This is a genomic window from Spirillospora sp. CA-294931, assembly GCF_050946795.1.
Taxonomy (GTDB): Bacteria; Actinomycetota; Actinomycetes; order Streptosporangiales; family Streptosporangiaceae; genus Spirillospora.
In genome coordinates, this window is record NZ_CP192006.1 from 1,367,699 (window position 1) to 1,390,156 (window position 22,458).

General features: G+C 69.4%; 18 protein-coding genes and 2 pseudogenes. 11 read left to right on the forward strand and 9 right to left on the reverse strand.

The window, feature by feature from the left end; translation table 11 throughout:
- The first annotated feature begins 105 nt into the window (after window positions 1-105).
- Both ACQPY4_RS06465 and ACQPY4_RS06470 read left to right on the forward strand, forming a co-directional pair.
- Complete coding sequence (locus tag ACQPY4_RS06465) at window positions 106-399, forward strand: hypothetical protein (protein ID WP_433333435.1); 294 nt, start codon at window positions 106-108, stop codon at window positions 397-399.
- 7 nt (window positions 400-406) lie between these two features.
- Window positions 407-861, forward strand: a pseudogene (locus tag ACQPY4_RS06470) (NUDIX hydrolase).
- Window positions 862-1,102: 241 nt separating this feature from the next.
- Here ACQPY4_RS06470 and ACQPY4_RS06475 read toward each other — a convergent pair.
- The 6 genes and pseudogenes from ACQPY4_RS06475 to ACQPY4_RS06500 form a co-directional block, all read right to left on the reverse strand.
- Window positions 1,103-1,324 carry a hypothetical protein gene (locus ACQPY4_RS06475; RefSeq protein WP_433333437.1) on the reverse strand — a complete coding sequence of 74 codons (222 nt, stop codon included), beginning with the start codon at window positions 1,322-1,324 and terminating at the stop codon, window positions 1,103-1,105.
- A 13-nt stretch (window positions 1,325-1,337) separates the two neighbouring features.
- Window positions 1,338-1,985 (reverse strand): hypothetical protein, encoded by a 648-nt coding sequence (locus tag ACQPY4_RS06480; protein ID WP_433333439.1) that lies wholly within the window; start codon window positions 1,983-1,985, stop codon window positions 1,338-1,340.
- 256 nt (window positions 1,986-2,241) lie between these two features.
- Window positions 2,242-2,322 (reverse strand): annotated as a pseudogene (locus ACQPY4_RS06485) (hypothetical protein); the annotation flags it as partial.
- Complete coding sequence (locus ACQPY4_RS06490; protein WP_433333441.1) at window positions 2,307-3,104, reverse strand: hypothetical protein; 798 nt, start codon at window positions 3,102-3,104, stop codon at window positions 2,307-2,309. The pseudogene ACQPY4_RS06485 and the gene ACQPY4_RS06490, both read right to left, overlap by 16 nt.
- Window positions 3,101-4,216, reverse strand: a complete 1,116-nt coding sequence (locus tag ACQPY4_RS06495) for a diiron oxygenase (protein ID WP_433333443.1) — start codon at window positions 4,214-4,216, stop codon at window positions 3,101-3,103. The genes ACQPY4_RS06490 and ACQPY4_RS06495 overlap by 4 nt, the downstream gene beginning before the upstream one ends.
- A complete protein-coding gene (locus tag ACQPY4_RS06500) occupies window positions 4,203-5,333 on the reverse strand; it encodes an SDR family oxidoreductase (RefSeq protein WP_433333445.1) in 1,131 nt (376 codons plus the stop codon). Before ACQPY4_RS06500 ends, ACQPY4_RS06495 begins: the two co-directional genes overlap by 14 nt.
- Window positions 5,334-5,504: 171 nt before the next feature.
- Here ACQPY4_RS06500 and ACQPY4_RS06505 point away from each other — a divergent pair, with 171 nt between their 5' ends.
- The 4 genes from ACQPY4_RS06505 (at window position 5,505) to ACQPY4_RS06520 (ending at window position 9,627) form a co-directional block, all read left to right on the forward strand.
- Complete coding sequence (locus tag ACQPY4_RS06505) at window positions 5,505-7,808, forward strand: MMPL family transporter (RefSeq protein WP_433333447.1); 2,304 nt, start codon at window positions 5,505-5,507, stop codon at window positions 7,806-7,808.
- Complete coding sequence (locus ACQPY4_RS06510) at window positions 7,795-8,046, forward strand: acyl carrier protein (protein WP_433333449.1); 252 nt, start codon at window positions 7,795-7,797, stop codon at window positions 8,044-8,046. The genes ACQPY4_RS06505 and ACQPY4_RS06510 overlap by 14 nt, the downstream gene beginning before the upstream one ends.
- Entirely contained in the window at window positions 8,043-9,290 is a 1,248-nt protein-coding gene (locus tag ACQPY4_RS06515; RefSeq protein ID WP_433333451.1) for a beta-ketoacyl-[acyl-carrier-protein] synthase family protein, read from the forward strand. The genes ACQPY4_RS06510 and ACQPY4_RS06515 overlap by 4 nt, the downstream gene beginning before the upstream one ends.
- A 133-nt stretch (window positions 9,291-9,423) precedes the next feature.
- Window positions 9,424-9,627 carry a hypothetical protein gene (locus ACQPY4_RS06520; RefSeq protein WP_433333453.1) on the forward strand — a complete coding sequence of 68 codons (204 nt, stop codon included), beginning with the start codon at window positions 9,424-9,426 and terminating at the stop codon, window positions 9,625-9,627.
- 601 nt (window positions 9,628-10,228) lie between these two features.
- On the opposite strand, the gene ACQPY4_RS06525 is transcribed toward ACQPY4_RS06520, so the two are convergent.
- Window positions 10,229-10,777, reverse strand: a complete 549-nt coding sequence (locus ACQPY4_RS06525) for a hypothetical protein (RefSeq protein WP_433333455.1) — start codon at window positions 10,775-10,777, stop codon at window positions 10,229-10,231.
- Between the two features lie 489 nt (window positions 10,778-11,266).
- Window positions 11,267-13,426, reverse strand: a complete 2,160-nt coding sequence (locus ACQPY4_RS06530) for an MMPL family transporter (RefSeq protein WP_433333457.1) — start codon at window positions 13,424-13,426, stop codon at window positions 11,267-11,269.
- A 239-nt stretch (window positions 13,427-13,665) separates the two neighbouring features.
- On the opposite strand from ACQPY4_RS06530, the gene ACQPY4_RS06535 reads away from it, so the two are divergent.
- Together ACQPY4_RS06535 and ACQPY4_RS06540 are read left to right on the forward strand one after the other, a co-directional pair.
- Entirely contained in the window at window positions 13,666-14,898 is a 1,233-nt protein-coding gene (locus tag ACQPY4_RS06535) for a sensor histidine kinase (RefSeq protein ID WP_433333459.1), read from the forward strand.
- Complete coding sequence (locus ACQPY4_RS06540) at window positions 14,895-15,572, forward strand: response regulator (RefSeq protein ID WP_433333461.1); 678 nt, start codon at window positions 14,895-14,897, stop codon at window positions 15,570-15,572. Before ACQPY4_RS06535 ends, ACQPY4_RS06540 begins: the two co-directional genes overlap by 4 nt.
- A 67-nt stretch (window positions 15,573-15,639) precedes the next feature.
- On the opposite strand, the gene ACQPY4_RS06545 is transcribed toward ACQPY4_RS06540, so the two are convergent.
- Complete coding sequence (locus ACQPY4_RS06545) at window positions 15,640-16,560, reverse strand: RNA polymerase sigma-70 factor (protein ID WP_433333463.1); 921 nt, start codon at window positions 16,558-16,560, stop codon at window positions 15,640-15,642.
- Between the two features lie 185 nt (window positions 16,561-16,745).
- On the opposite strand from ACQPY4_RS06545, the gene ACQPY4_RS06550 reads away from it, so the two are divergent.
- The 3 genes from ACQPY4_RS06550 to ACQPY4_RS06560 all read left to right on the forward strand — a co-directional run bounded on the left by ACQPY4_RS06550 (window position 16,746) and on the right by ACQPY4_RS06560 (window position 22,437).
- On the forward strand, window positions 16,746-17,483 hold the full coding sequence (locus ACQPY4_RS06550) for an SDR family oxidoreductase (RefSeq protein ID WP_433333465.1): 738 nt from the start codon (window positions 16,746-16,748) through the stop codon (window positions 17,481-17,483).
- An 80-nt stretch (window positions 17,484-17,563) separates the two neighbouring features.
- A complete protein-coding gene (locus tag ACQPY4_RS06555; RefSeq protein ID WP_433333467.1) occupies window positions 17,564-17,974 on the forward strand; it encodes a hypothetical protein in 411 nt (136 codons plus the stop codon).
- Between the two features lie 440 nt (window positions 17,975-18,414).
- Window positions 18,415-22,437, forward strand: coding sequence for a Pls/PosA family non-ribosomal peptide synthetase (locus ACQPY4_RS06560; protein ID WP_433333469.1), 4,023 nt, complete (start codon window positions 18,415-18,417; stop codon window positions 22,435-22,437).
- Window positions 22,438-22,458 lie beyond the last annotated feature (21 nt).

The following is a 22,458-nucleotide window of genomic DNA, read 5'->3' on the forward strand; positions in this document are numbered from 1 at the left end:
CTGGACGCTCTCGGCGCTCAGCTCACCGCCCAGCTTTGAGCCGCCCGGCACCGCCAGCTCCTCATTTGTGACAAGACGCTGATCAACGTCGTCGCCTACGCGCGGATGCTGCTGTCCACCGACGATCGCGACGTCCTGGACGCCATCGCACACCTATGCCGCGCCACGGCCCCCCTCTACGATGCGGTCGTCTACACCGAGGACACCTTCAACCCCTGCCAAGACGGAGACCGATTCCGCGACACAGTCGCCGATCAACAGCACGAGCTCGACAAACCCCTGCGGGCCGCCGCGGGCCTTGCCCCGATCCTCATGCCCTCAGGACTCAACACCACCCAGCGGGTGCGATGGACAACCGCGCGTCTAGCCACGAAAGGCCTGATCACCGCGCTAGCCTGACCGCCCTATGACCCCACCGACCAAACTCGCTCCCTACACCTCGATCGTGGACGCCCTGCTCATCCTGGTCCGCGACAACAAGGTCCTGCTCGCTCAACGCAGCGGAACCGGCTACGCCGACGGCCGCTGGAACCTGCCCTCGGGCAAGCTGGAAGACGGCGAAACGTTCGTCAGGCCGCAGCCCGAGAAGCCCTCGAAGAAATCGGCGTCCACATCGCCGAAGACGACCTGGACTTCGTCCACCTGATCCACTACCGCAACCACCTCGGCCACGCCCGCATCGGCGTCTTCTTCACCGCACGAGTCTGGAACGGCGAACCCCACAACGCCGAACCCAACAAATGCTCCGCGGTCGGATGGTTCCCCCTGAACGAACTACCAGCCGAGACCTACCCCTACACAGCCGAGGGACTCGCCGCATACCGAAACGGCGTCCCGTTCAGCGCAGTCGGCTGGCGCTGAAGCCGTGGCGCGCTCGCCCCTACGAGTCTCGTCGGGCACTGGTGACAAATAACGTGGTGGTCTCACCGAGCGAGGAGGCCGTGGCCCGCTTTGAGAATCCTGGGACGGACGGTCGTGCCGCTGGCATGACGCTGTAACCGTCGCCGCAGGTCTGATCATTGCTGGGACGATGTCCGCACCGCTGTAGCTGTCGCGGAACACGACTGGGCGTTGCGGTGGGTGTTCATCACGGCACGGTAATTCAGTCGATGTGGGTTTGGTGTCTGGCGGCCTGAGGAGGTATGGCGGGGGTGTGTGCCGGTATGGGTGGCAGGCGTCGATAGGGGGAGCTAAGGGTGGGGCGCTGGTCGGGGTCGCCGTGGTTCGGCCACAGAGCGAGAGCGCGTTCGGCGAGGGCGGTGATGGTCAGGGCGGGGTTCACTCCAGGGTTGGCTGGGACGGTCGAGCCGTCGATGATGTGCAAGCCGGGGTGCCCGTTAGCGCACTGGCTGGATGTGGGTGTGTCGGTCGGCTTGGAAGCAGCTGCTGATGGCGACGGTGTTGGTCACGGACGAGTCGCGGCGGGCGGTGTAGGCGCCGACGTTGGTCTCGGGGTTGGTCCGGGTCAGCGTTCCCAGGACGGGAGACAGGTTGTCCAGGGCGCGGTCGGCCCGCAGGCGGTGCAAGATGTTCTGGGTGCCGAGGGCACCGGCGGCCAGGACGACCTGGGCGGCGTGCAGTGTCCGGGGCTGTCGCCGGATCCACCGGCCGCTCCGGACGGTCTCGATGATGTAGCCGTTGTCGGGATGAGGCCGGACGGCGGTGACGGTCTGCTCGGGGTGGATGTCGACACCCAATCGTTCTGCGAGCCACAGGTAGTTCTTCGCCAGGGTGTTCTTGGCGTTGTGGCGGCAGCCGGTCATGCAGCCGGCGCAGTTCAAGCATGGGTGGCGGTTCGGGCCGGCCCCGCCGAAGTAGGGATCGCGGCCGGGCGGCCCGAAGGAGACGCCGAGGGGAGGACTGTGGAAGGTGTCGCCTACCCCCAGCTCTTCGGCGACTTCCTTTATCACGCGGTCGGTGGCCGTGGTCGTGGGGAACGTTGCCGTGCCGAGCATGGACTCGGCGGTGCGGTAGTGGGGGCGCAACTCGTCGCGCCAATCGGTGATGTGGGCCCATTGAACTCTTTAGGGGCCTGTGCAGGATGTTCGCGTACACCAGGCTGCCGCCGCCGACCCCGGCGCCCGAAGCCACCAAGGCGTGGCGCAGCACGGTGATGCGTTGGATGCCTCTGCACCCCAACCGGGGCGCCCAAAGGTACCGGCGGAGCCGCCAGGGGATCCTGGGGAAGTCAGTATCGGCGAAGCGGGGCCCGGCCTCGAGAATCGCGACCGTGTACCCCTTCTCGGCGAGCCGGAGGGCTGTGACACTGCCGCCGAATCCGGAGCCGATCACGACGACGTCATAGTTCAAGGCGTGGTCCATGGTTGGGCGCCTTCCGGCTTGAAATGGCGTGGCAGCACGAAGGCGGCGACCAGCAGAACGGCGATCAGCCCGAGCGTCGGCGCCCAGCCGACAAGGCGGACGAAGGAACTGAGCGCAAGGGCGGTGGCCAAGGGCAGCAGCGAGGTGGCGCCAATGACGACGACGGTGCTCTGGTGGCGTGCGTCGGGCTCTAGTGCGCGTCCTTGGGTTCGCCACCGGCTGACCAGGAAGATCAGCACCCCCAGGAACGGTACGCCCATGGCCAGCAGGCTGAGTCCCACCGGGGCGGTGAGGACCTCCCCGAGGCGGTCGAGAAGTTGACGGTCGTCCCAGGTCAGCAGCCGATCATGGGAGACGCTGAAGGCCCTTCGATAGCCGGTTCCGTCCCAACCGTGCAGCATCGTGAACCAGAAGGCGACGTAGGCCAGCGCCATGCTTGCGGCCGCCGCACGGTCTCGTCGGCGTACGAGCAGACGTTCGGTCACGAGGAATCCGGCGACCGCGGTGATGCCGTACAAGGCGAACGCCGCGCCGACGAGCCAGGCCGGCATGGTCTTCCACCCGGCGTACATGGTCTCCCAGCCGGGCGCCAGCCACAGCAGGCAGACACCCATGGGCACGAACAACGTGCTCATGAAGATCACGGTGGCCGTCAGGTAGGGATTCGCCCAGATCGAGCCCGGCGTCCGGCGTCCCGTGGCGCGAGCACGCAGCTGCGGGGCGGCGGCGAGCGCGAAGCCGGATCCGAGCGCATAGGACCAGAAGGTGTCGACCTGCATCATCGCGAGACCTCCTCGCCCCGCGCCACGGTGTGCATGATCTCGCCCGTCCGTTCGGCTTCTTCGACGGCCCATTGACGTTCGGCGTCCATGTCGGCGGCGTGCTCCTCGTCCTCGTCCATCATTTCGTCGAGATCCGCGTCGACCAGATGCAGTACGCCCAGTTCGGCGAACGCGCGCCGCACGTTCGGCCCCCACAGGCCGATGTCGCGGACGCAGGGCACGATGCGGTTGAACAGCAGGCGGCGAAAGGCACGCAGATACTGCGAGTGCTCGATGGCCTCGACCGCTTCGGCGACCGGGAGCCCGAGGGCGTGGAAGACCTCCTCGCCGCGCATCCGGTCACGCATCAGGCGGCAGCCTTCGATCAGGAACTCCTCCCGCTCGGCCCGCTCTGCGCTGGTCAGGTTCCGGTAGTAGTCGCGCAGCGCCAGCCGCCCGAACGCCACGTGCCGCGCCTCGTCCTGCATGATGTAGGTCAAGATCTGCTCGGGCAGTTGTTCCTCGGTGGTGTCGCGCAACACCCCGAAGGCGGCCAGCGCCACGCCTTCTACGAGCACCTGCATGCCCAAGTAGGGAAGGTCCCAGCGGGAGTCGCCGAGGGTGTCGTCCAGCAGGTGCATCAGTGACCTGTTGATCGGGTACCGCAGGCCGATCTTCTCCTTGAGGAACCGCGCGTAGATCTCGGCGTGCCGGGCCTCGTCCGCGACCTGGGTGGCGGCGTAGAACTTGGCGTCCATGTCGGGGACGGTGTCGACGATGCGTGCCGCGCACAGCAGCGCGCCCTGCTCGCCGTGCAGGAACTGGCTGAACTGCCAGGCCATTCCGTGGCGGGCGAGTTCGGCGCGGTCGTCATGGCTCAGCCGCCGCCAGAGCGGGGTGTCATAGAGAGGCTGGATCTGCGGGGGGAGGCGCAACGGATCGTCGCGGTCGACCGGCAGGTCCCAGTCGATGCGGCGGTCCGCGTCCCACTGCTTCTCTTTGCCCTTGCGGTAGAGGGTCAGCAACTGGGCCCGGCCCTCGTCGTAGTCCCAGGCGAAGCGGATGGGGCCCTGAGCCTTCACCTCCCATCCCGCGGGGTCGGAGCCGACGACGTACGGGTCAGGAGGGGACACTGAGTTCCTCGAATCGGTCGGCGTCTGGCCGCGTGATGCGGGCGGAGGTCAGTACGCGCCGCAGGAACGCGGTATCCAGTGGCGGGGCCGGCCGGTCCAAGCCGGCGGCCTGCAACGCGGTGCGGGTGTAGTGGCGGCGGTGGTGCAGATAGGGCATGAAGCCGCCGAAGGCGCGATGGGTCAGCGCCTCCAGGGCGGTGGGATCGGTCACGGGCTGAGGCACCAGTTGGATGCGGACGGGAACCAGGTCGTCGATCTGAGCGAACGTGTCGGCGATCGACACTTCGTGCGGGTAGGACAGATGGCAGGTGTGCACGGTGCCCGGGGCAGGCCGGTGTCGCTCGGCCAGCTGGACCATCTGTGCCGCCGCCCGGTCCACTGGCATCAGGTTGAGGTGGGCCTTGGGATGGTAACTCAGCCGCACGGTGGGAGGACCGTCCCCGTCGGGGTCGGCGCCGAACGCCCCGCCGAGGACCCGGTCCGCGATCTTCATCAGGATGTGCAGCGGCTGGGTCGGCGCCCCGGCTCTCGCCGGCCGGTCGCTGACCAGGATGGTGGGCCGGTGCACGACGGCGGTCCCGCCCTGGTGTGCCCAGTCGCGGACCAGCCGCTCGCCGTCCGCCTTGGACTGCTCGTAGGGATTCTCGAACTCCTCGGCGGTGTCCTCGCCGACCTCGTCGATGACACCGTCAGGACGGCTGCCGGCGACGAAGGCGGTGCTGACGTGGTGCAGGACGGGCTGGTCGGCGGCCGCCGCCAGGTCCAGCACCTGCCGGGTGCCCTCGACATTGACGCGCTGGCACATCCGCCGCGCGTACCGGGACGCGGCAAGCGTGACCTCGCCCGCGCTGTGCCAGATCACCCCGGTCCGCGCCGCCAGCGCTCGGAACCGTCGTTCGTCCAGGCCCAGGCGGGGACGGGTGACGTCGGCGGCGATGATCTCGACCCGCTCGCATAGCCGATCCGCCTGCGCCCGGGGGACGCCGGCGGCGTGCAGGGCCGTGGTCAGCCGGTCGGCGGGGGGAACGGGGCCGGGGCGGCAGAGCAGCACCAGATTCTCCCTGGCGAGCAGTGGCAGCAACCGCACCCCCAGGAACCCGGTGCCTCCAGTGATCACCGTCGTCATGACACGCGCTCGGGCGTCGTTGCAACAGACATGGGTGATCACATTAAGTGACGACTATGGAACGTTCCAGGAACCACGGCGCGAGCCGGAGGGAATCCCGCGCCGCATGGTTGACTTCATAGTGTCACGGTCTGAATACTCTCCGGAGTTTGATTTCGCGCTATGCCAGTCGACGCCGTCCAATGTCCGCGCCTGGCGCAGAACCCACGAGACGGAGGCTCGGTGCCCGCGATCGTTCGGCACAAGGCCCTGATCCTGATCGTCACCGCCGTCGCGGCCATGATCTCCCTGCCGCTGGCGGTTGGAGTCGAGCGGCACGTGGCGGGAGTGGATCTGGCCATCCCGGACTCGCAGTCCGAGCGTGCCGACCGGCTACTGGCCGAAGGCTTCGGTGCCGGCGGACCCGACCTGCTGCTGGTGGCGACGGCCCCACGGACGGTCGATGAACCCGCCGCCGCGGCCGCCGGGCGGGAACTGACCCGACGGCTGGCAGCCCGGTCGGACGTGCGATGGACGACGTCCTACTGGCAGCAGACGCCATCGCCCAGGCTGCGTTCGTTCGATGGGCGGCGGGCACTGCTGCTGGTGAGGCTGGCGGGCGGCGCCGAGCGCCAGCAGCGGCACACCGCAGACGTCGTTGCGGCGGTGGGCGATCGTCAGGGCACGCTCCGTCTGGCAGTCACCGGCCCCGCCCAGGTCATCTCCGAGGCCAACCGCCAGGGGATGGCCGACCTGCGGCGCGGCGAGCTGATCGCCGCGCCGATCGTGCTGGGCTGCCTGGTGCTGGCGTTCGGCAGCGTGACGGCGGCGCTGCTTCCGCTGTTGATCGCGGGGTTGGCGATCATCGCGACCTTCCCCATATTGCGGTTGCTGTCTTCGCTGACCGATGTGTCGGTCTATGCACTCAACACCGTCACCATCTTGGGTATCGGGCTTGCGATCGACTACAGCCTTCTGGTGGTCGCCCGATTCAGGCAGGAGCTGGCCGCCGGGGTGGCGGTGCCGGACGCGGTGTCGGCCACCGTGCGCACCGCCGGGCAGACTGTGGCAGTCAGCGGTGTGACCGTGATGCTGTCGATGGCGGCCGCCCTGACCTTCCCCACCTACGCGCTGCGTTCCATGGCCTATGCGGGCATCCCGGTCGTGGCGTTCACCGTGCTGGCCGCGGTGATCACACTTCCCGCCCTGCTGGCCCTGCTCGGTCACCGCATCGACCGGTTCGCGGTTCGGTCCGGCCGCCGCCGCGCACGGCCCTCCGGCGGCACACCACGCGGTCAGGGCGGGGATCTGTGGAGCAGGTTGGCGCTCGCGGTGATGCGCAGGCCGGTCATCATCGCGCTCGTCACCGCGGGGTTGCTGGCTGGCCTTGGGCTGCCCTTCCTAGGGGTCCAGTTCGGCGTTGCCGACGACCGAGTGCTGCCCGCCAAGGCACCCGCGCACGTCACCGCGCAAGTCGTGCGCAGCCAGTTCCCCGAGTCCGTCACCGCGGCATCCGTAGTGCTGCCCGACGCCGGCGCCCGTACGCCACCCGGGCTGGACGGCTATGCCCGCGACCTGTCGCGCCTGCCCACCGTGACGCGTGTGGACTTCGCCGCCGGCACCTACCGGTCCGGAAGTCGGATCTCCGGCGCCCGCTCCCAGACGGCCGGTTTCCAGACTCCCAGCGGCACCTGGCTCTCGGTCGCCTCCTCAGCCGAACCCGTGTCCGCGGCCGGCTCGGATCTGGTGCGCCGCATCCGTGCCGTTCCTGCGCCCGGTTCGGCACTTGTAGGCGGCGACGCCGCCCGGTTCGCCGACGTCACGGAGGCGGTCGCCGGCCGGGTCCCCTGGGCCGCCGCCATCATGGTGGCGGCCTCGCTCCTGCTCATCGCGGCCTTCACCCGGAGCCTGCTGCTGCCCGTGAAGGCCGTCGTGCTCAACGTCCTCAGCCTCACCGCCACGTTCGGCGCCCTGGTCTTCATCTTCCAGGACGGTCATCTGCGCGGGCTCGTCGGAGACTTCACCCCCACAGGGACGCTCGACATCATGATCGTCATGGTGATCCTCTGCATCGCCTACGGGCTGTCCATGGACTACCACCTGTTCCTGCTGTCCAGCATCCAGGAACGCCACCGCGCCAGCGGCGACAACACCGACGCGGTCGCCCACGGCCTTCAGCAGACCGGCCGCCTCGTCACCACGGCCGCCGCGCTCATGGTGGTGGTCCTGGCGGCCTTCACCACCTCCGGCCTGACGGCGGTGAAGATGTTCGGCGTCGGCCTCGGCCTCGCCGTACTGGTGGACGCCACGCTCGTCCGCTGCCTGCTGGTCCCCGCGCTCATGCGCCTGGCAGGCCGGGCCAACTGGTGGTTCCCGGGCCGGAGCCTTCACCACTTGCCTGGCAGTCATCTTGATCACCCGCGGGAAGACGTCTGCCGATCGACTCCGTCAAAGATCGTGAGAGGTGCCCGTCGTGAGTACCGATGAAGTTGTGGACAGCGTTCGCACCGCCTGCGCGGACGTCCTGGAGATCGCACCCGATGCCGTGGTACCCGGGGCGGATCTGCGCGAGGACCTTGGGGCCGACAGCCTCGACATCGCCGAGGTGTACACCGCGCTGGAGGATGTCTGGGGCCTGGAGATCCTCGACCAGGAAGTATTCGCCAGCGTCGCCACCGTCGCCGACGTCGTCGAGCAGGTCCGTCGCCTGAGGGAGGCGATGTGACTGCCCGGCGCCATCGTGTCGTGGTGACCGGGCTCGGTGTACGGACCCCGGCTGGATCAACGCCCAAGGAGCTGTGGAACACGCTGTCGGCCGCGGCGAGCACCGCCCGGACGATCACCAGTTTCGACACCGACAGGCTGCCGGTCGACTTCGCCTGCCAGATCCACGATTTCGACCCCTCGGCCTACCTGAGCCTCAAGCAGGCCAGACGACTTGACCGCTGTACTCAGTTGGCGTTCTGCGCCGCGACCGACGCGCTCAGCGACGCCACCGACGGCAGCGGCGCCATCACGGTTCCGGCCGAACGGCGCGCGGTGATCGCCGGAACCGGCATCGGTAGCCAGCACACGCAGGAACAGGCCCTGCTGCAACGCGACGAGTACGGCCACGGAAAGCTCCGCGCCCTCCACGTCCCCATGATCATGCCCAATGCCGCAGCGGCCGTGATCAGCATGAGCCATGACATCACCGGCCCCAGCATGACCGTTTCGACCGCCTGCGCTTCCGGAACCTTCGCCATCGGCCAGGCTCTGAACCTCATCCGCGACGGCCACGCCGACATGGCCGTCGCGGGCGGCGCGGAGGCCAACGTCACTCCCAACAACCTGCTGGCCTTTCACCGATGTCGCGCGCTGTCGCGGCGTGTCGACGACCCTCGCACCGCCTCACGCCCCTTCGACACCGACCGTGACGGTTTCGTGCTCGGCGAAGGCGCCGCGTTCCTGGTCCTGGAGAACTTGGAAGGCGCCGTGCGCCGCGGCGCACAGATCTACGCCGAACTCACCGGATACGCCGCCACCTCGGACGCCTATCACCTGGTTACTCCGCGCCCCGACGGCGACGGCGCCTATCAGTGCATGAGAACCGCTCTCGGCAACGCCCGCCGTACTCCGGCACAGGTCACCCACATCAACGCCCACGGCACGTCCACCTCCCTCAACGACCTGGGAGAGGCGCAGGCCATCAGCCGCCTCTTCGGAGACCGCGCGGTCCCCGTCACCGCGACCAAGAGCATCACCGGACACGCCATGGGCGGCGCGGGCGCGATCGAGGCCGCCGTCGTAGCCCTGACTTTGCGCCACCAGCTGATCCATCCCACCGCCAACCTCCACACCCAGGACCCAGCCTGCGACATCGACCTGGTAACCCGCCCCCGACCGCTCGTCCCCGGCGTCGTCCTGTCCAATTCCTTCGGCTTCGGTGGCCACAACGGCACCCTCGTCTTCGAACCCGTACCCGCCTGAGAGATGCACCGCCATGCCACGATTCATCGGACCAGGTGGTCGGTGCGGCTGTGGCCAACAGGCGGCCCGCCGAAGTATCGGGAGCGGTCAGTGCGGCCTTCAACCCGGCTTCGAGGGGAGCCAGGACGTCGGCGTGGAATCGGGCGCCCACATGCAGGATGCGCTCGACCGGCACCTGACAGGCGCGGTGCACCGTGGCGAAGTATTCATGCTGGGGCTCGCGCTGTCTGAGGCGGCTGGTGTGGAGGGCGAGCGCGCCGGCGTCGCGAAGCCGCTGCGGAAAGCCTGCCTGCTCACAGAGTGTGCTGGCAGTGCAGGTGAGGGTAACGGGGACTGACACTCCCAGTTCGCGAAGTCGGCGCAGGCACCGTGCGGTGTCGGGATGCAGGGGGTAGTGGCCGTGCTTGTCCGGTTGACCGGCGGGGGTGTCCAGGACGCGCTCGCAGCTCAGGAGCACGCATTCGATCCCTGACACTGCGCGGCCGCGCTCTGTCCCCAACGTGCGATCACCGCGTCGGCGAACTCGGCCTCGGTGTGAGCTGCACCGGGTTTGGTGAAGTCCTGTGGGGCGCCGCCCCCGGCCACTGCTGTACCTGCGGGGTGGAGCGCATGCGCGGTCGTCGGGAACCGTGCTTGCTTTGTGGCTCCCTGGTTGGTGTGCTGGTCAGAGCCTGCCTGCAATTCCCCAAGGGATAGCAGGTGGAGGCGGGGGGCCGCCCGACACGGTCGTGGCGGGTTCGTCGGCCTCACACGGGACGCGTGTCACTGACTTCGTCGTGGGCCGCGGGCGCTGACCGGCTCGGCTGGGTGCCCCAGGGCGGCGCAGGTCTTGGGCGAGGTTGCGGATTAGCTGGGTGTGGACGTTCAGGGTCAACCAAGTCCAGCTGGTCATTGGCGCCTGCGACGGCATCTGGTTGCCGGGGCAGGGAAGGGCCGGGTTACGTCTCCGCAGGAGAAATGGGGCGGCCGAGCGTGATGGCGTCCTGGGATCGGAGCCACGCCGAGTCGAGGATTCTTCGCTCGATGAACGCGACAACCTTGTACTCACGAAGGTCGTTCACTTTCTCGCCGGTAAACGTGGGGCTCGTGACCTCGCTGAGGGCGTCCAGGTCCGCGCGGTAGCGATCGAACTCAGCCGGGGTGACGTAGAAGACCACGCCCGACGGTTCGTCCACGCCGTCTCCCAGAGCGCCGAAACTCTCCTCGGTCCCGGCATACCTCGCATTGGGTGTCACCACGTACGTGCTCAGCAGCGCCGAGACCATCCGGGCCTGCGGCACGGTCGTGATGACATCGATGTCCTGGGGCAGCGTCCGGACGTCCCACGGTGGCGCGCTGCCGGAGAGATCCGGTACGAACATGATGTCCACCGTGACGTTGAGCGAGACGGCGAAGACGTTCGCGTAGAGATGAGCGGTCTCCGGGAACACTTCCTCTGATTGGTGTCGCACTTTCACTGGGAAGTTGGCGTTCGGTCCGACCTTCATGTGCGAAGACCTCCACCTTGGTCATTGAGCCGCGGTACGTATGGCAGTGCGGGCGTCCTGCATACCCCAACTAAGCAACAACCCCAGAGTTTGCTGAGGGCTCCGTGGTCTCTGTAGTCCAGGACCTGGGCGTTCTTTGGGATCTTTGCCTGTTCTGGTATCTGAAGCGAGCTCGGGATTCCTGAAGTTCTACCGTCTTGGTCGTTCGTCTTGCGGGCTGGGTGTGGCCTCGGGTGAGCCTGGCTGTCGTACGGGAGATCCGCGGGGGCTTGATGGATGAGGCCTGCGGCCGATTGGTCGACGGTACTCGGACCAGCACGTCCTCGCGACTGCCTACCCCGACCGCGCCAGGGCCGCGATCGGGGCCGAGCTGGTCTTCTCGGTTTCGCGCTGGGGGCGGCCGCGACGATGGTGCTGTTCGATGCCACCGGCTGGCTCGGCCCCACGGTTCTCGGGGTCGCTCTCGCGCTGGTCACCTGGGCGTTCTTCTCAGCGGGCGGCGGGCGCCGGGTCCGACGCGGGGGTGCCGGGGAGGGGATCGGTGGCCGGGTCGGTCAGGTGGGGGAGCCGGCGGTCGAGCCAGCGGGGGAGCCACCAGTTGGCTTTGCCCAGCAGGGCCATGGTCGCGGGCACAAGGAGCATCCGGACGACCGTGGCGTCGAGCAGGATCGCCGTGGACAGGCCCAGGCCGAGCATCTTCACCATCGGTGACGGGTGGGCGACGATGCCGAGGAAGACCACCGTCATGATCAGAGCGGCGGAGGTGATCACCCGGCCGGTGCCCGCCAGGCCGCGCGCGACCGACTCGGTGCTGTCGCCGGTGGCGTCGTAGCTCTCGCGGATGCGGGAGAGCAGGAACACCTCGTAGTCCATGGACAGGCCGAACAGGACCGCGAAGAAGATCGTGGGCAGCGGTGAGGCGATCGCATACGTTCCGTCCAGGCCGAACAGGTCCGCGCACCACCCCCACTGGAACACCGCGACCACGACGCCGTAGGCGGCGCCGATCGACAGCAGGTTCATGACGGCGGCCTTCAGCGGCACGACGACGGCGCGGAACAGCACCATCAGGAGCAGGAACGACGCGGCCAGGACCGCGGCGATGAAGACCGGGAGGGTCTTGTCGAGCTGCCGGGTGAGGTCGTCGGTCATGGCCGTCATGCCGGAGACGGCGACGTTGGCGGGGGCCAGGTCGCGAACCCGTTCCAGCGTCCGGGAGGTCTCGGCGTCCGCGGGGGCGCTGGTGGGGATCGCGGGCACGACGACCGCGTCCCCCTGGGGAGAGGTTCGCGGCGAGCCCACCGCGGCGATGCCGGGGTCGGCGGCGAGACGTTCGGTGAGGTCGGGGATGGTCTGGACGGTCACGCCCGGGCGGCGCAGGTCGGCGACGAGCAGCAGCGGGGCGTTGTGGCCGGGGCCGAAGCCCTCCGCCAGGAGGTCGTACGCGCGGCGGTGGGTCGTGCTCGTCCTGTCGTCGCCGGCGTCGGGGAAGCCGGTCTGCATCCACAACGCCGGGGCGGCGAGCGTGAGCAGCAGCGCCGTCGCGCCGAGCAGATACGGCCAGGGGCGGCCCGAGACACGATGCGCCAGACGCCACCATGCCCCGTCCTCGGGGCGCTTGACGGGGGAGCGGCGGCGGACGACGCGTCCGGCGTCGATACGGTCGCCCAGCAGGGACAGCAGTGCGGGCAGCAGGGTGAGGGCGGTGGCCACGGCGAAGAGCACGACCAGCGCGGCGCCGAGCCCGATCGAGGCCAGCAGGCCCAAGCCGGTCAGCAGCAGCGCCGACATCGCGACGACGACGGCGCCTCCGGCGAACAGGACCGCCGAGCCCGCCGACGCCATGGCGTTCGACAGTGCGGTGCCGTTGTCCTGGCCGGCCGTCCGGTTCTGGCGGTAGCGGGCCACGATGAACAGGGCGTAGTCGATGCCGACGCCGAGACCGATCAGCATTCCGACGCTCGTCGCGGCGATCGTGACGTCCATGACATGGGCCAGCAGCGCGATGGCGGACAGCCCGGTGGCCACCGTGACCATCGCGATCGCGATCGGCACCAGGGCGGCGACGACCGTTCCGAAGACGACGAGCAACACGACCAGGGCGGCCAGCAGACCGGCCACCTCGGTGCCCGAGGTCTCGGTCTCGGCGTTGACGAACGCGGCGTCGCCGCCGACCTCCGCGACGGCGCCGGCGGCCCGTACCGGCTCCAGCGCGCCGGTGATCGCCTTCACCGGCTCGGGGCCGAGCCCGGCCGAGGGCCGGTCGAAGGTGACCTCGGCGTAGCCGATGCGCCCATCGCGCGACACCGTGCCGGTGGCGAACGGGTCGGCGACGGCGGCCACGTCCTCGGCATCGGCGATCCGGACGAGGGCCGCCCGGATGGCGGGTCGGTAGCGGTCGAGCCGTTCACCCTCCGGAGCGGCGAAGACCGCCTTGGCGCTGCCACCGGCCGCCTGCGGGAAGCGCTCCTCCAGAAGCTCCATCGCCCGTTCGCTCTGGCTGCCCGGAGCGACGAGGTCGTCGGCGAACCTGCCGCCCGCGGTGCCCGCCAGCCCGATGACAAGAACGGCCAGGAGAGTCCAGAGCCCGATCGTTAGCCATGGTCGGCGGGCGCTGGTGTCGCCGATGCGACGGATGACGCGTTGCATGACGGTGCTCCTTCGGGAGGACGGATGCGGCGGCGAGTGCGCCGGGGTGAGCTGTCGCACCAACCGTGCTCGCCGGGGCCGCCGCAGTCGCCCGTCCACCGGCGGAGCCGATCCCCGTCGCGCAGCGGAGGCCCGCTCCGCCTCGCGGCGGATGACCGGTGTGTCCGTTCCCGCATACGGTGGCCCCGCGCCCGCCGACAAGCCGCGGAGGGCACCGCATCTCGCACCGTGGAGCGCTGGTGAACCGCACAACACCGCCTTCCCGCCGGTCCGCCGAAGCCGCGGCAGGCCGTCCCGGAAGGCTCCAGGGGCCTTTCGCCCGCTGGCCGCGCGCCATGGACGCCGTCCTCGCCGGGCTGGTCCTCCTCGTGCTGGTGTTCGTGCACGACATGCCCGGAGACGCCCTGGGCTTCCGTCCCCTTCGCGTCCTCAACCTCGCCGCCCTGCCGGTCTTCGCCGCGGCCGGTACGGCGTTGTACTGGCGACGCCAGGCACCTCTGGCCGTGCTGAGCGTCACCTTGATCGCCTGGGCCCTGTTGCTGCCGACCACGCGCAACCTCGTCGGCGTTCCGGTGCTCATCGCCCTGTACAGCGCCGGACGGTACTCGCCGGACTCATGGCGGGGGCCCGCGGGCGTCGTGGCGGCCGTCGCCCTGGTCACCGTTGACCTGCGTACGGAATCCGCGCCGTGGAGTGAGGCCGTCTTCGGGGTCATCGTCATGGTCGGGCTCTGGTACGTGGGGCGCGGTCTCCGGCTGCGTGATCGCCACGCGGCCCGGCTCGTCGCCGAACAGGCCGCCGAGGCCGTCCGCATCGTGGCCGAGGAGCGGACGCGCATCGCCCGCGAGCTGCACGACGTGGTGGCCCATCGGGTGAGCGTCATGACCGTTCAGGCGGGCGCGGCCAAGGCGATGGCCGCGCACGCCGCCGACGGCCCGATCCCGGAGCAGGCACTGCGGGCGATGGGGGCGGTCGAAGAGGAGGGACGGCAGGCGCTGGCCGAGCTGCGCCACCTGCTCGGCGTCCTGCGTCCTGAGAACGATGCCGGCGGCCCCGAGCCCCAGCCCGGCCTGGCCGACGTTCCCCGCCTCGCCGACCAGATCCGCGCGACGGGCGTCGCGGTGACCCTGTCGCTCGCCACGCTCCCGACCGGACTGCCCGCTCGCGTGGACCTGTTCGCCTACCGCATCGTTCAGGAGGCGCTCACCAACGTGCTCAAGCACGCCGGTCCCGGCGCCCACGCCGACGTCCGGCTCGGGGCCGTCGGCGGCGAGATCGTCATCGAGGTGCGCGACGACGGCGGCGGCACCGCCGCCCTGCCGGGAGACGCCCAGGACGGAACGCGCGGCCACGGCATCGTGGGGATGCGGGAGCGGGCACTACTGTTGGGCGGCACACTCGACGCCGGGCCGCGCCCGGACGGCGGGTTCGACGTCACCGCCCACCTGCCCACCGGAGGCGAGCCCGCGTGAGCATCCGTGTCGCCATCGTCGACGACCAGGCCCTCGTCCGCGGCGGCTTCGCCATGATCTTGCAGATCCACGACGACATCGAGGTCGTCGCCGAGGCCGGGACCGGCACCGAGGCGATCGAGGCGGCGCGCCGGCACCGGCCCGACGTGATCCTCATGGACATCCGGATGCCGGACATGGACGGTCTGGAGGCCACCGAGCGGATCCTGGCCGAATCCGACTGGAACGTCCGGGTGCTCATCCTGACCACGTTCGACCCGGACGAGTACGTCTACCGGGCGATGCACGCCGGTGCCAGCGGCTTCGTCCTCAAGGACATCCCACCCGACCAGCTCGCCACCGCCGTGCGCACCGTCGCCGACGGCGGCGCTCTGCTGGCCCCCTCGATCACCCGCCGGCTGATCGGCCGGTTCGCCAGGCGGCTGAGCGTCAACACCGCCGCGGCCGAACGCCTGGAACGCCTCACCGACCGCGAGCGCGAAGTGATGGCCGCCGTGGCCCGCGGATCGAGCAACTCCGAGATCGCCGAAGAGCTGTTCATCGGACCCGCGACCGTCAAGACGCACGTCTCCGGCATCCTCACCAAGCTAGGCCTACGCGACCGCGCCCAGATCGTCATCTTCGCCTACGAGAGCGGCCTGGTCGAGGCAGGCGACCGCAACATCGGCCACTGACCGGCGGTGGCGGACCTACACCGGCTCTCGATCCGCTGAGCGGTCGGGGCCAGGGTTCGTGCTGGAGTTAGCGGGTTATGGGGGTTTCGTGGTGGAGGTGGGAGAGTTTTTCGGGGTTGCGGACGTGGTAGGCGCCGGTGATGTAGCCGTTTTCGAGGCTTACCGCCAGGACGCCGTCGATCTCGCCGTTGATTCGGATGAGCAGGCCTGGGCCGCCGTTGATCTGGACCGGCTCGACCGATCTTTCGGCGTCGCGTTTCCACCAGCCGGTGGCCAGGAGGCGGGCCACCTTGTCCGCGCCCACGATGGGGCGGAGGAGGGCGTGTTTGATTCCGCCGCCGTCGCTCAGGGCGACGACGTCCGGGGCGAGGATGTCGAGGAGGCCCTGGAGGTCGCCGGTTTCGACCGCGTGCTGGAAGGCCTGGAGGGCGGCTCGGGTCTCGGCCGGTGAGGCGGTGCCGCGCGGACGGCGGGCGGCGACGTGGGCCCGGGCGCGGTAGGCGAGCTGGCGGGCCGCGGCCGGGCTCTTGCCGACGGCTTCGGCGATCTCGTCGTAGTTCAGGTCGAACACCTCGCGGAGGACGAACACCGCCCGTTCGGTGGGGGCGAGTGTTTCCAGGACCAGCAGCATCGCCATCGAGACGTTTTCGGCCAGTTCCAGGTCCTCGGCGACGTCGGGCGTGGTCAGCAGCGGCTCGGGCAGCCAGGGGCCGATGTAGGACTCCTTGCGGCGACCGAGCGTGCGCAGCCGGTCCAGCGCCAGCCGGGTGACGATCCGGACGAGATAGGCGCGTTGTTCCCGCACGGTGGCCAGGTCGACGCCGACCCAGCGCAGCCAGGTCTCCTGCAGGACGTCCTCGGCGTCGGCGGCCGAACCGAGCATCTCGTAGGCGACGGTGAACAGCAGGTTGCGGTGGACGACGAACACCCGGGTGGCGGAGTCCGCCACACGAGGCTCGTTGGGGATCGGTTCGCTGCGCTCGCTCATGTCCATGGCTCCTGCCTGCTCGTTCCCGGTCCTGCGCACTGGACTCCGGCCCTGGCTGTTCCGTAACGCGCACGGTCGGTGACTTGTGTCACACGGCGGTGCTGTTACGGAGGTCAGGGCGCCGTCGTCTCGTGGTCGTCACGACGTTGTGAAAGGCAGGGAACATGAGCACTGGCAAGGTGGCCGTGGCCGGAGCGACGGGTCGGCTGGGACGGCACGTTGTGGACGTCCTCGGCGAACGGGGGTACCCGGTCGTTCCGATGTCTCGGGCCAGCGGGGTGGACGTCATTACCGGTGAGGGGCTCGCCGAGGCTCTTGGCGGGGTCGAGGTCATCATCGATGTCGCGTCCTGGCACGGCTCCGACCAGGAGGAGGCAACGGAGTTCTTCCGAATCGCCACCCGAAATCTGCACGCGTTCGGGCAGAGCGCGGGAGTCGGCCGGATCGTGGCCGTGTCCATCATCGGCGCCGACAAGGCCACGGCCGGATTCATCGCCGCCCAGCAGGTGCACGAGGAGGCGAATCTGGCCGGTCCGCTGCCCGCTCGTATCCTGCGGGCCGCGCAGTTCCATGAATTCGTCGGTCAGCTCCTGGATTGGCAGGACGGCGACGTCGCCTATATCCCGGCCTTGCCCACTCAGCTCGTGGCCTGCCGTGCCGTGGCCGAGGAACTGGTCGATATGGCGATCGATCCGGGCGAGCGCGTTCACGGGACGCCGATTCCCGAGATCGCCGGACCTCGTGAGGAGAGCATGGCCGAGGCGGCCGCACTTCTCGGCGCTCGGCGGGGCATCACGGTCGTCGGCGTCGACGGGGCCGGCATGCCCGATGCCGGGATCGCGGCCAAGGGGGCGTTCCTGCCCGGTCCGCACGCCAAGCTCGCCGGCCCGACCTTCCAGGAGTGGTTGGACGCGCAGCCGTAAGCGGCCCGTTCACGCGCTGTCGGCCCCGGCGCTTTTGTGCGCCGGGGCTCTTCATGTCACGACCATTAAGGAGTGAATCGATGTCAGGATCGACCAAGCCGCCCTCCCCGGCCCTGCCGCCGCGGTTCTTCGGCCTGATGAAGGCGACCTCGGTGTTCCTGGCCGTGGCCCTGCTGACGCAGGGGATCACCGCCGGACAGCTCATGTCCGATGAGGACGGCGCTCAGCTGCACCATGCGACGAGTGGTGTCGTCTCGTTCGCGCTGCTCCTCCAGGCCGTCGCCGCGCTCCTGGTGTGGCGGGCGGGACGCGGATCGTGGCGGTACCTGGCCGTCACCCTGCTGCTGATGGTGTTCACCAGCGTTCAGTTCCTGGTGGGTTCCAGCGGGGACGTCGCCGTCCATGTCCCTCTAGGCGTGGCGCTGTTCGGCGCGGGGGCCGTTCTGGTGGCACAGGTGTGGTCGGTCCGGCCAGTCCGCACCGCGGAATAGGCTCAGGGCTCCGCCCCCTGAGGAGGTCAATGCGTTCAGGGTTCTCGGGGCGGGCGTTCAGGTGGTGTTCGGGCGGTCTAGCTAATGTGCAGGGGTGGTCTTACCTGGGCGTGTTCCTTTTGGGACGCGAGGAGGGCCACGGGCTATCTGACCTGTGAGGCAAGTGCAGGTCAGAATTATCGGCCCACCAAAACTGGCGCGGAATGCATGATGGCGGGCAGGGATCAGCAAGTGGTTGGAACGGTTGATTTGGATAGCATGACCAACTCCGGCCAGATCCACTCTCGGTAATGCTTTTCCAGGGCACCATCGCACGGAGTCTGAGTCGGTCACTGTCTGACCCCCCCACCGAAGGAATGACGATGACGACGAATGGCGTCGCTCGATCGAGCGCGGACCCGGGAGACGCGGCCGGTCACGTTACCGCGGAGCATGTTCTGTTGTGCGCGGAACGGGACGGCGCGATCCGCTGGCGGGCCGGGGAGCGGCTGGAGCGGCTTTTCGAGGAGCGGTGCGACGGGCTGCGGGCCAAAGGCGAGCAGGACCATCTCGCCGTCGATTCCGGTGGCGTCCGGCTCACCTATGACGAGCTGGACGCGCGGGCCAATCGGCTGGCTCGTCACCTGCTGGCGACCGGGATCGGGCCCGGCGATCGGGTCGGGCTGCTGTTCGACCGGGCCGTGTCGTCTTACGTCGCCATGCTGGCCGTCCTGAAGGTCAACGCGGCGTACGTGCCGCTTGACCCGGGCTATCCGGTCGAGCGGCTGGCCTACATCGTGGCGGACGCGGGTGTCGGGACCGTGCTGTCGCTCTCGCACCTGCGTGAACTGCTGGGCGAGGCCGACGTCCTGTGCCTGGACGAGGTCGAGCGGGACGTGGACGCCAGGCCCGGCGAGCGCCTGTCGGACGCGGAGAAGGGCGAACCGGCCGACGACCTGTGCTACATCATCTACACCTCCGGCTCCACGGGACGGCCGAAGGGCGTCGCGGTCGGGCACGCGGCCATCTGCAACTTCGTGCGGGTCGCGGTCGAGGTGTACGGGGTCGAGCGCTCCGATCGCATGTACCAGGGGATGACGCTGGCGTTCGACTTCTCGGTCGAGGAGATCTGGGTGTCCCTGGCCGCGGGCGCGACGCTGGTGCCGAGGCCGAGCGGTCCGGCGCTGGTCGGAGGTGAGCTGTGGGAGTTCCTGCGCGACATGCGGGTCAGCGCGATGTGCTGCGTCCCGACGTTGCTGGCCACGCTCGAACAGGACCTTCCGGGCCTGCGGTTTCTGCTGGTCTCCGGCGAGGCGTGCCCCCAGGACCTGGTCGCCCGCTGGCACCGGCGCGGCCGCAGGTTCCTCAACGTCTACGGTCCCACCGAGGCGACCGTCACCGCCACCTGGACGACGCTGCGCCCTGACCGGCCGGTCACGATCGGCGTCCCGCTGCCCACTTACGCGGCGGTCATCCTGGACCCGGACGAGAACCGTGTGCTCGCCCCCGGGGAGACGGGTGAGATCGGTATCGCGGGAATCGGGTTGGCCGATGGTTATGTGAACCGTCCTGACCTGACCGAGAGCAGGTTCATCCACGACTTCGTGGGGATCGAGGACAACCCGTCCGGCCGGATCTACCGCACCGGTGACCTCGGCAGGATCAACGGCGACAACGAGATCGAGTACCTCGGGCGCATCGACACCCAGGTGAAGATCCGGGGATACCGCATCGAGCTGACCGAGATCGAGTCGGTGCTGTCGCAGGTGCCCGGCGTCGCGCAGGCGGTCGTCGCCACGCACGAGCCCGAGCCGGGGGCGATCGAACTCGTCGCGTACTACACCCGGCGCCGGAACGCCCGGATCTCGCTCGATGACCTGCGGCGACGGGCGAGGGAGCGGCTGCCGGGGTACATGGTCCCGGCGTTCTTCGAGGAGCTGGACGTCATCCCGATGCTCCCGAGCGACAAGGCCGACCGCAATCGGCTCCCGCCGCCCGTGGGCCCGCGCGCCGTCGCGGCGCGGGACGGGGCGTCCGGCCCGGCGACCGCCACCGAGCGGCTCGTCGCCGACGCGCTCGCCGGGATCATGCGCCTGGAGAGCGTGCCCCGGGACGGCGACTTCTTCAACGACCTCGGCGCCAACTCGCTGCTGCTGGCGCGCTTCTGCGCGTCGCTTCGGGAGCGGTCCGGAGTGGCGACGCTGGCGATGACGGACGTCTACCAGCACCCCACGGTCCGGAGCCTGGCCTCCGCGCTCGACCGTGCCGTGCCCCCGGTGGCGCCTGCCGTGCCGACCCGGACGGAACGCGCGCCGGTTCGCACATCGGAGTACGTCCTGTGCGGCGTCCTGCAGGCGCTGTTGTTCCTCGGGACCACCTACCTGGGGGCTCATGTCATCTTCGGCTACCAATGGGTGGCGGACGCCAGCGGGTTCGCCGACACCTACCGGCGCGCGGTCGTGGCGTGCTTCACGATCTTCGCGTACCTGTGCGTCCTGCCCGTGGCGGCGAAATGGGCGCTGGTCGGCCGCTGGAAACCGCGCGAGTACCGCGTGTGGAGCCTGACCTATGTGCGCCTGTGGACGGTGAAGACGCTCGTCCGGACGAGTCCCATGGCGCTGTTCGCCGGTTCACCGATCTACAACGTCTACCTCCGGCTGCTGGGGGCGAGGGTCGGCCGGGGCGCCGTGATCTTCGCCAGGACGATCGTCTGCACCGATCTGGTCGCGGTCGGCGCGGGGACGGTCGTCCGGGAGCGGTGCGCGATGTCGGGGTACCGCGCCGATGACGGCGTCATCCGGACCGGCACGATCTCCATCGGCGCCGGCGCGTTCGTCGGCGATCTGACCGTGCTCGACATCGACACCGCGATCGGCGACGGTGCCCAGCTCGGGCACGCCTCGTCGCTGCACGCCGGGCAGGCGGTGCCCGCCGGTGAACGCTGGCACGGCTGCCCGGCTCGCGGGACCGACGCGGACTACCTCCGGGTCGCCGCCGCGAGCTGCGGGACGGTCCGCAGGCTGTTCTACGGCACGGCCCAGCTGCTGACGCTGCTCGTGTTCGTCCTGCCGCTCGGGCTCGCGCTCCTGGCCGCCCTGTTCACGCACATGCCCGTGCTCTCGGACGTCGCGGGCAAGCATCCCGGCGGTCTGGGGAGCGCGGCCTTCTATCTGGAGGCCGCGGCGCTGTCGGCCGTCCTGTTCTTCGGCGGCCTGGTCGTCGGGCTGGCGCTGCTGCCGGTCGTCCCGCGGCTGCTGGGGCTGGTCGTCAGGCCCGACCGCGTCTACCCGCTCTACGGGATCCACTACTGGGCCCAGGCGACGGTCACGCGCGTGACCAACTCCAAGTTCTTCCACGACCTGTTCGGCGACAGCTCCTACATCGTCCACTACCTGCGCGCACTCGGGTACCGCTTCGAACGTCCGCTCGTGCAGACGGGCACCAACTTCGGCACCGAGCTGCACCACCACTCGCCCTACCTGACCACGGTCGGCAGCGGCTCGATGATCTCCGACGCGGTCTGGATCATGAACGCGGACTTCTCCAGCACCTCGTTCAAGGTGTCGGAGGTCAGGATCGGGGCGCGCAACTTCTTCGGCAACAACATCGCGCTGCCCTCCGGCGCGGCCATCGGTGACAACGTCCTGCTCGGGACGAAGGTCGCGGTGCCCGTCGACGGCCCCGTCCGCGAGGGCGTGGGGCTGCTCGGCTCGCCCTGCTTCGAGATCCCCCGGTCGGTCCAGCGGGACCACGCCTTCGAGCATCTGGAGTCCGGGGACGAGGCGCGCCGCCGTCTGGCCGCCAAGAACCGCTACAACATCGCCACGATGGGCCTGTTCCTGCTGGTGCGCTGGTTCGGGTTGTTCGCGCTGACCGTGGTGTGGCTGGTCGCCGAGGAACTGTTCGGGTCCACCGAGACGGTCGCGATCGTCGTGGGCGTGGTGGCCTCGCTCCTGGTCGGCTTCGGGTACGGCGTCCTGGTCGAGCGTTCGCTGCTGCGGTTCGGGTCGCTGCGGCCGCAGCTGTGCTCGATCTACGATTCCTACTTCTGGTGGCACGAGCGCCTGTGGAAACTGGGCGGATCGGCCCTTTTCGCGGGCACGCCCTTCCGCGGCATGACCTGGCGTCTGCTGGGCGTGCGCGTGGGCCGCAGGCTCTTCGACGACGGCTGCGGGATTCCGGAGAAGACGCTGGTGTCCATCGGGGACGACTGCACGCTCAACGCGGGCAGCGTGATCCAGTGCCACTCGCTGGAGGAGGGCGTCTTCAAGTCCGACCGCACCGCGATCGGTTCCCGCTGCACCCTCGGCGTCGAGTCGTTCGTCCACTACGGCGTGACCATGGGCGACGGGTCGACGCTGGCCGCCGACTCCTTCCTGATGAAGGGCGAGGAAGTCCCCGCGGACGCCCGCTGGCTCGGCAACCCCTCCGGCCAGACCTCCGCCCTGACCGCGGCCCCCGAAACCGCCGAACTGACCTCATAGACGTCCCTGCGCCGGGCTCGA

Excerpts from the sequence above, each read along its gene's own strand:
- ACQPY4_RS06545 (WP_433333463.1), bottom strand. The coding sequence starts at position 16,560 with ATGAGCGAGCGCAGCGAACCGATCCCCAACGAGCCTCGTGTGGCGGAC.
- ACQPY4_RS06465 (WP_433333435.1), top strand. The coding sequence starts at position 106 with ATGCTGCTGTCCACCGACGATCGCGACGTCCTGGACGCCATCGCACAC.
- ACQPY4_RS06530 (WP_433333457.1), bottom strand. The coding sequence starts at position 13,426 with ATGCAACGCGTCATCCGTCGCATCGGCGACACCAGCGCCCGCCGACCA.
- ACQPY4_RS06555 (WP_433333467.1), top strand. The coding sequence starts at position 17,564 with ATGTCAGGATCGACCAAGCCGCCCTCCCCGGCCCTGCCGCCGCGGTTC.
- ACQPY4_RS06490 (WP_433333441.1), bottom strand. The coding sequence starts at position 3,104 with ATGATGCAGGTCGACACCTTCTGGTCCTATGCGCTCGGATCCGGCTTC.
- ACQPY4_RS06525 (WP_433333455.1), bottom strand. The coding sequence starts at position 10,777 with ATGAAGGTCGGACCGAACGCCAACTTCCCAGTGAAAGTGCGACACCAA.
- ACQPY4_RS06505 (WP_433333447.1), top strand. The coding sequence starts at position 5,505 with ATGCCAGTCGACGCCGTCCAATGTCCGCGCCTGGCGCAGAACCCACGA.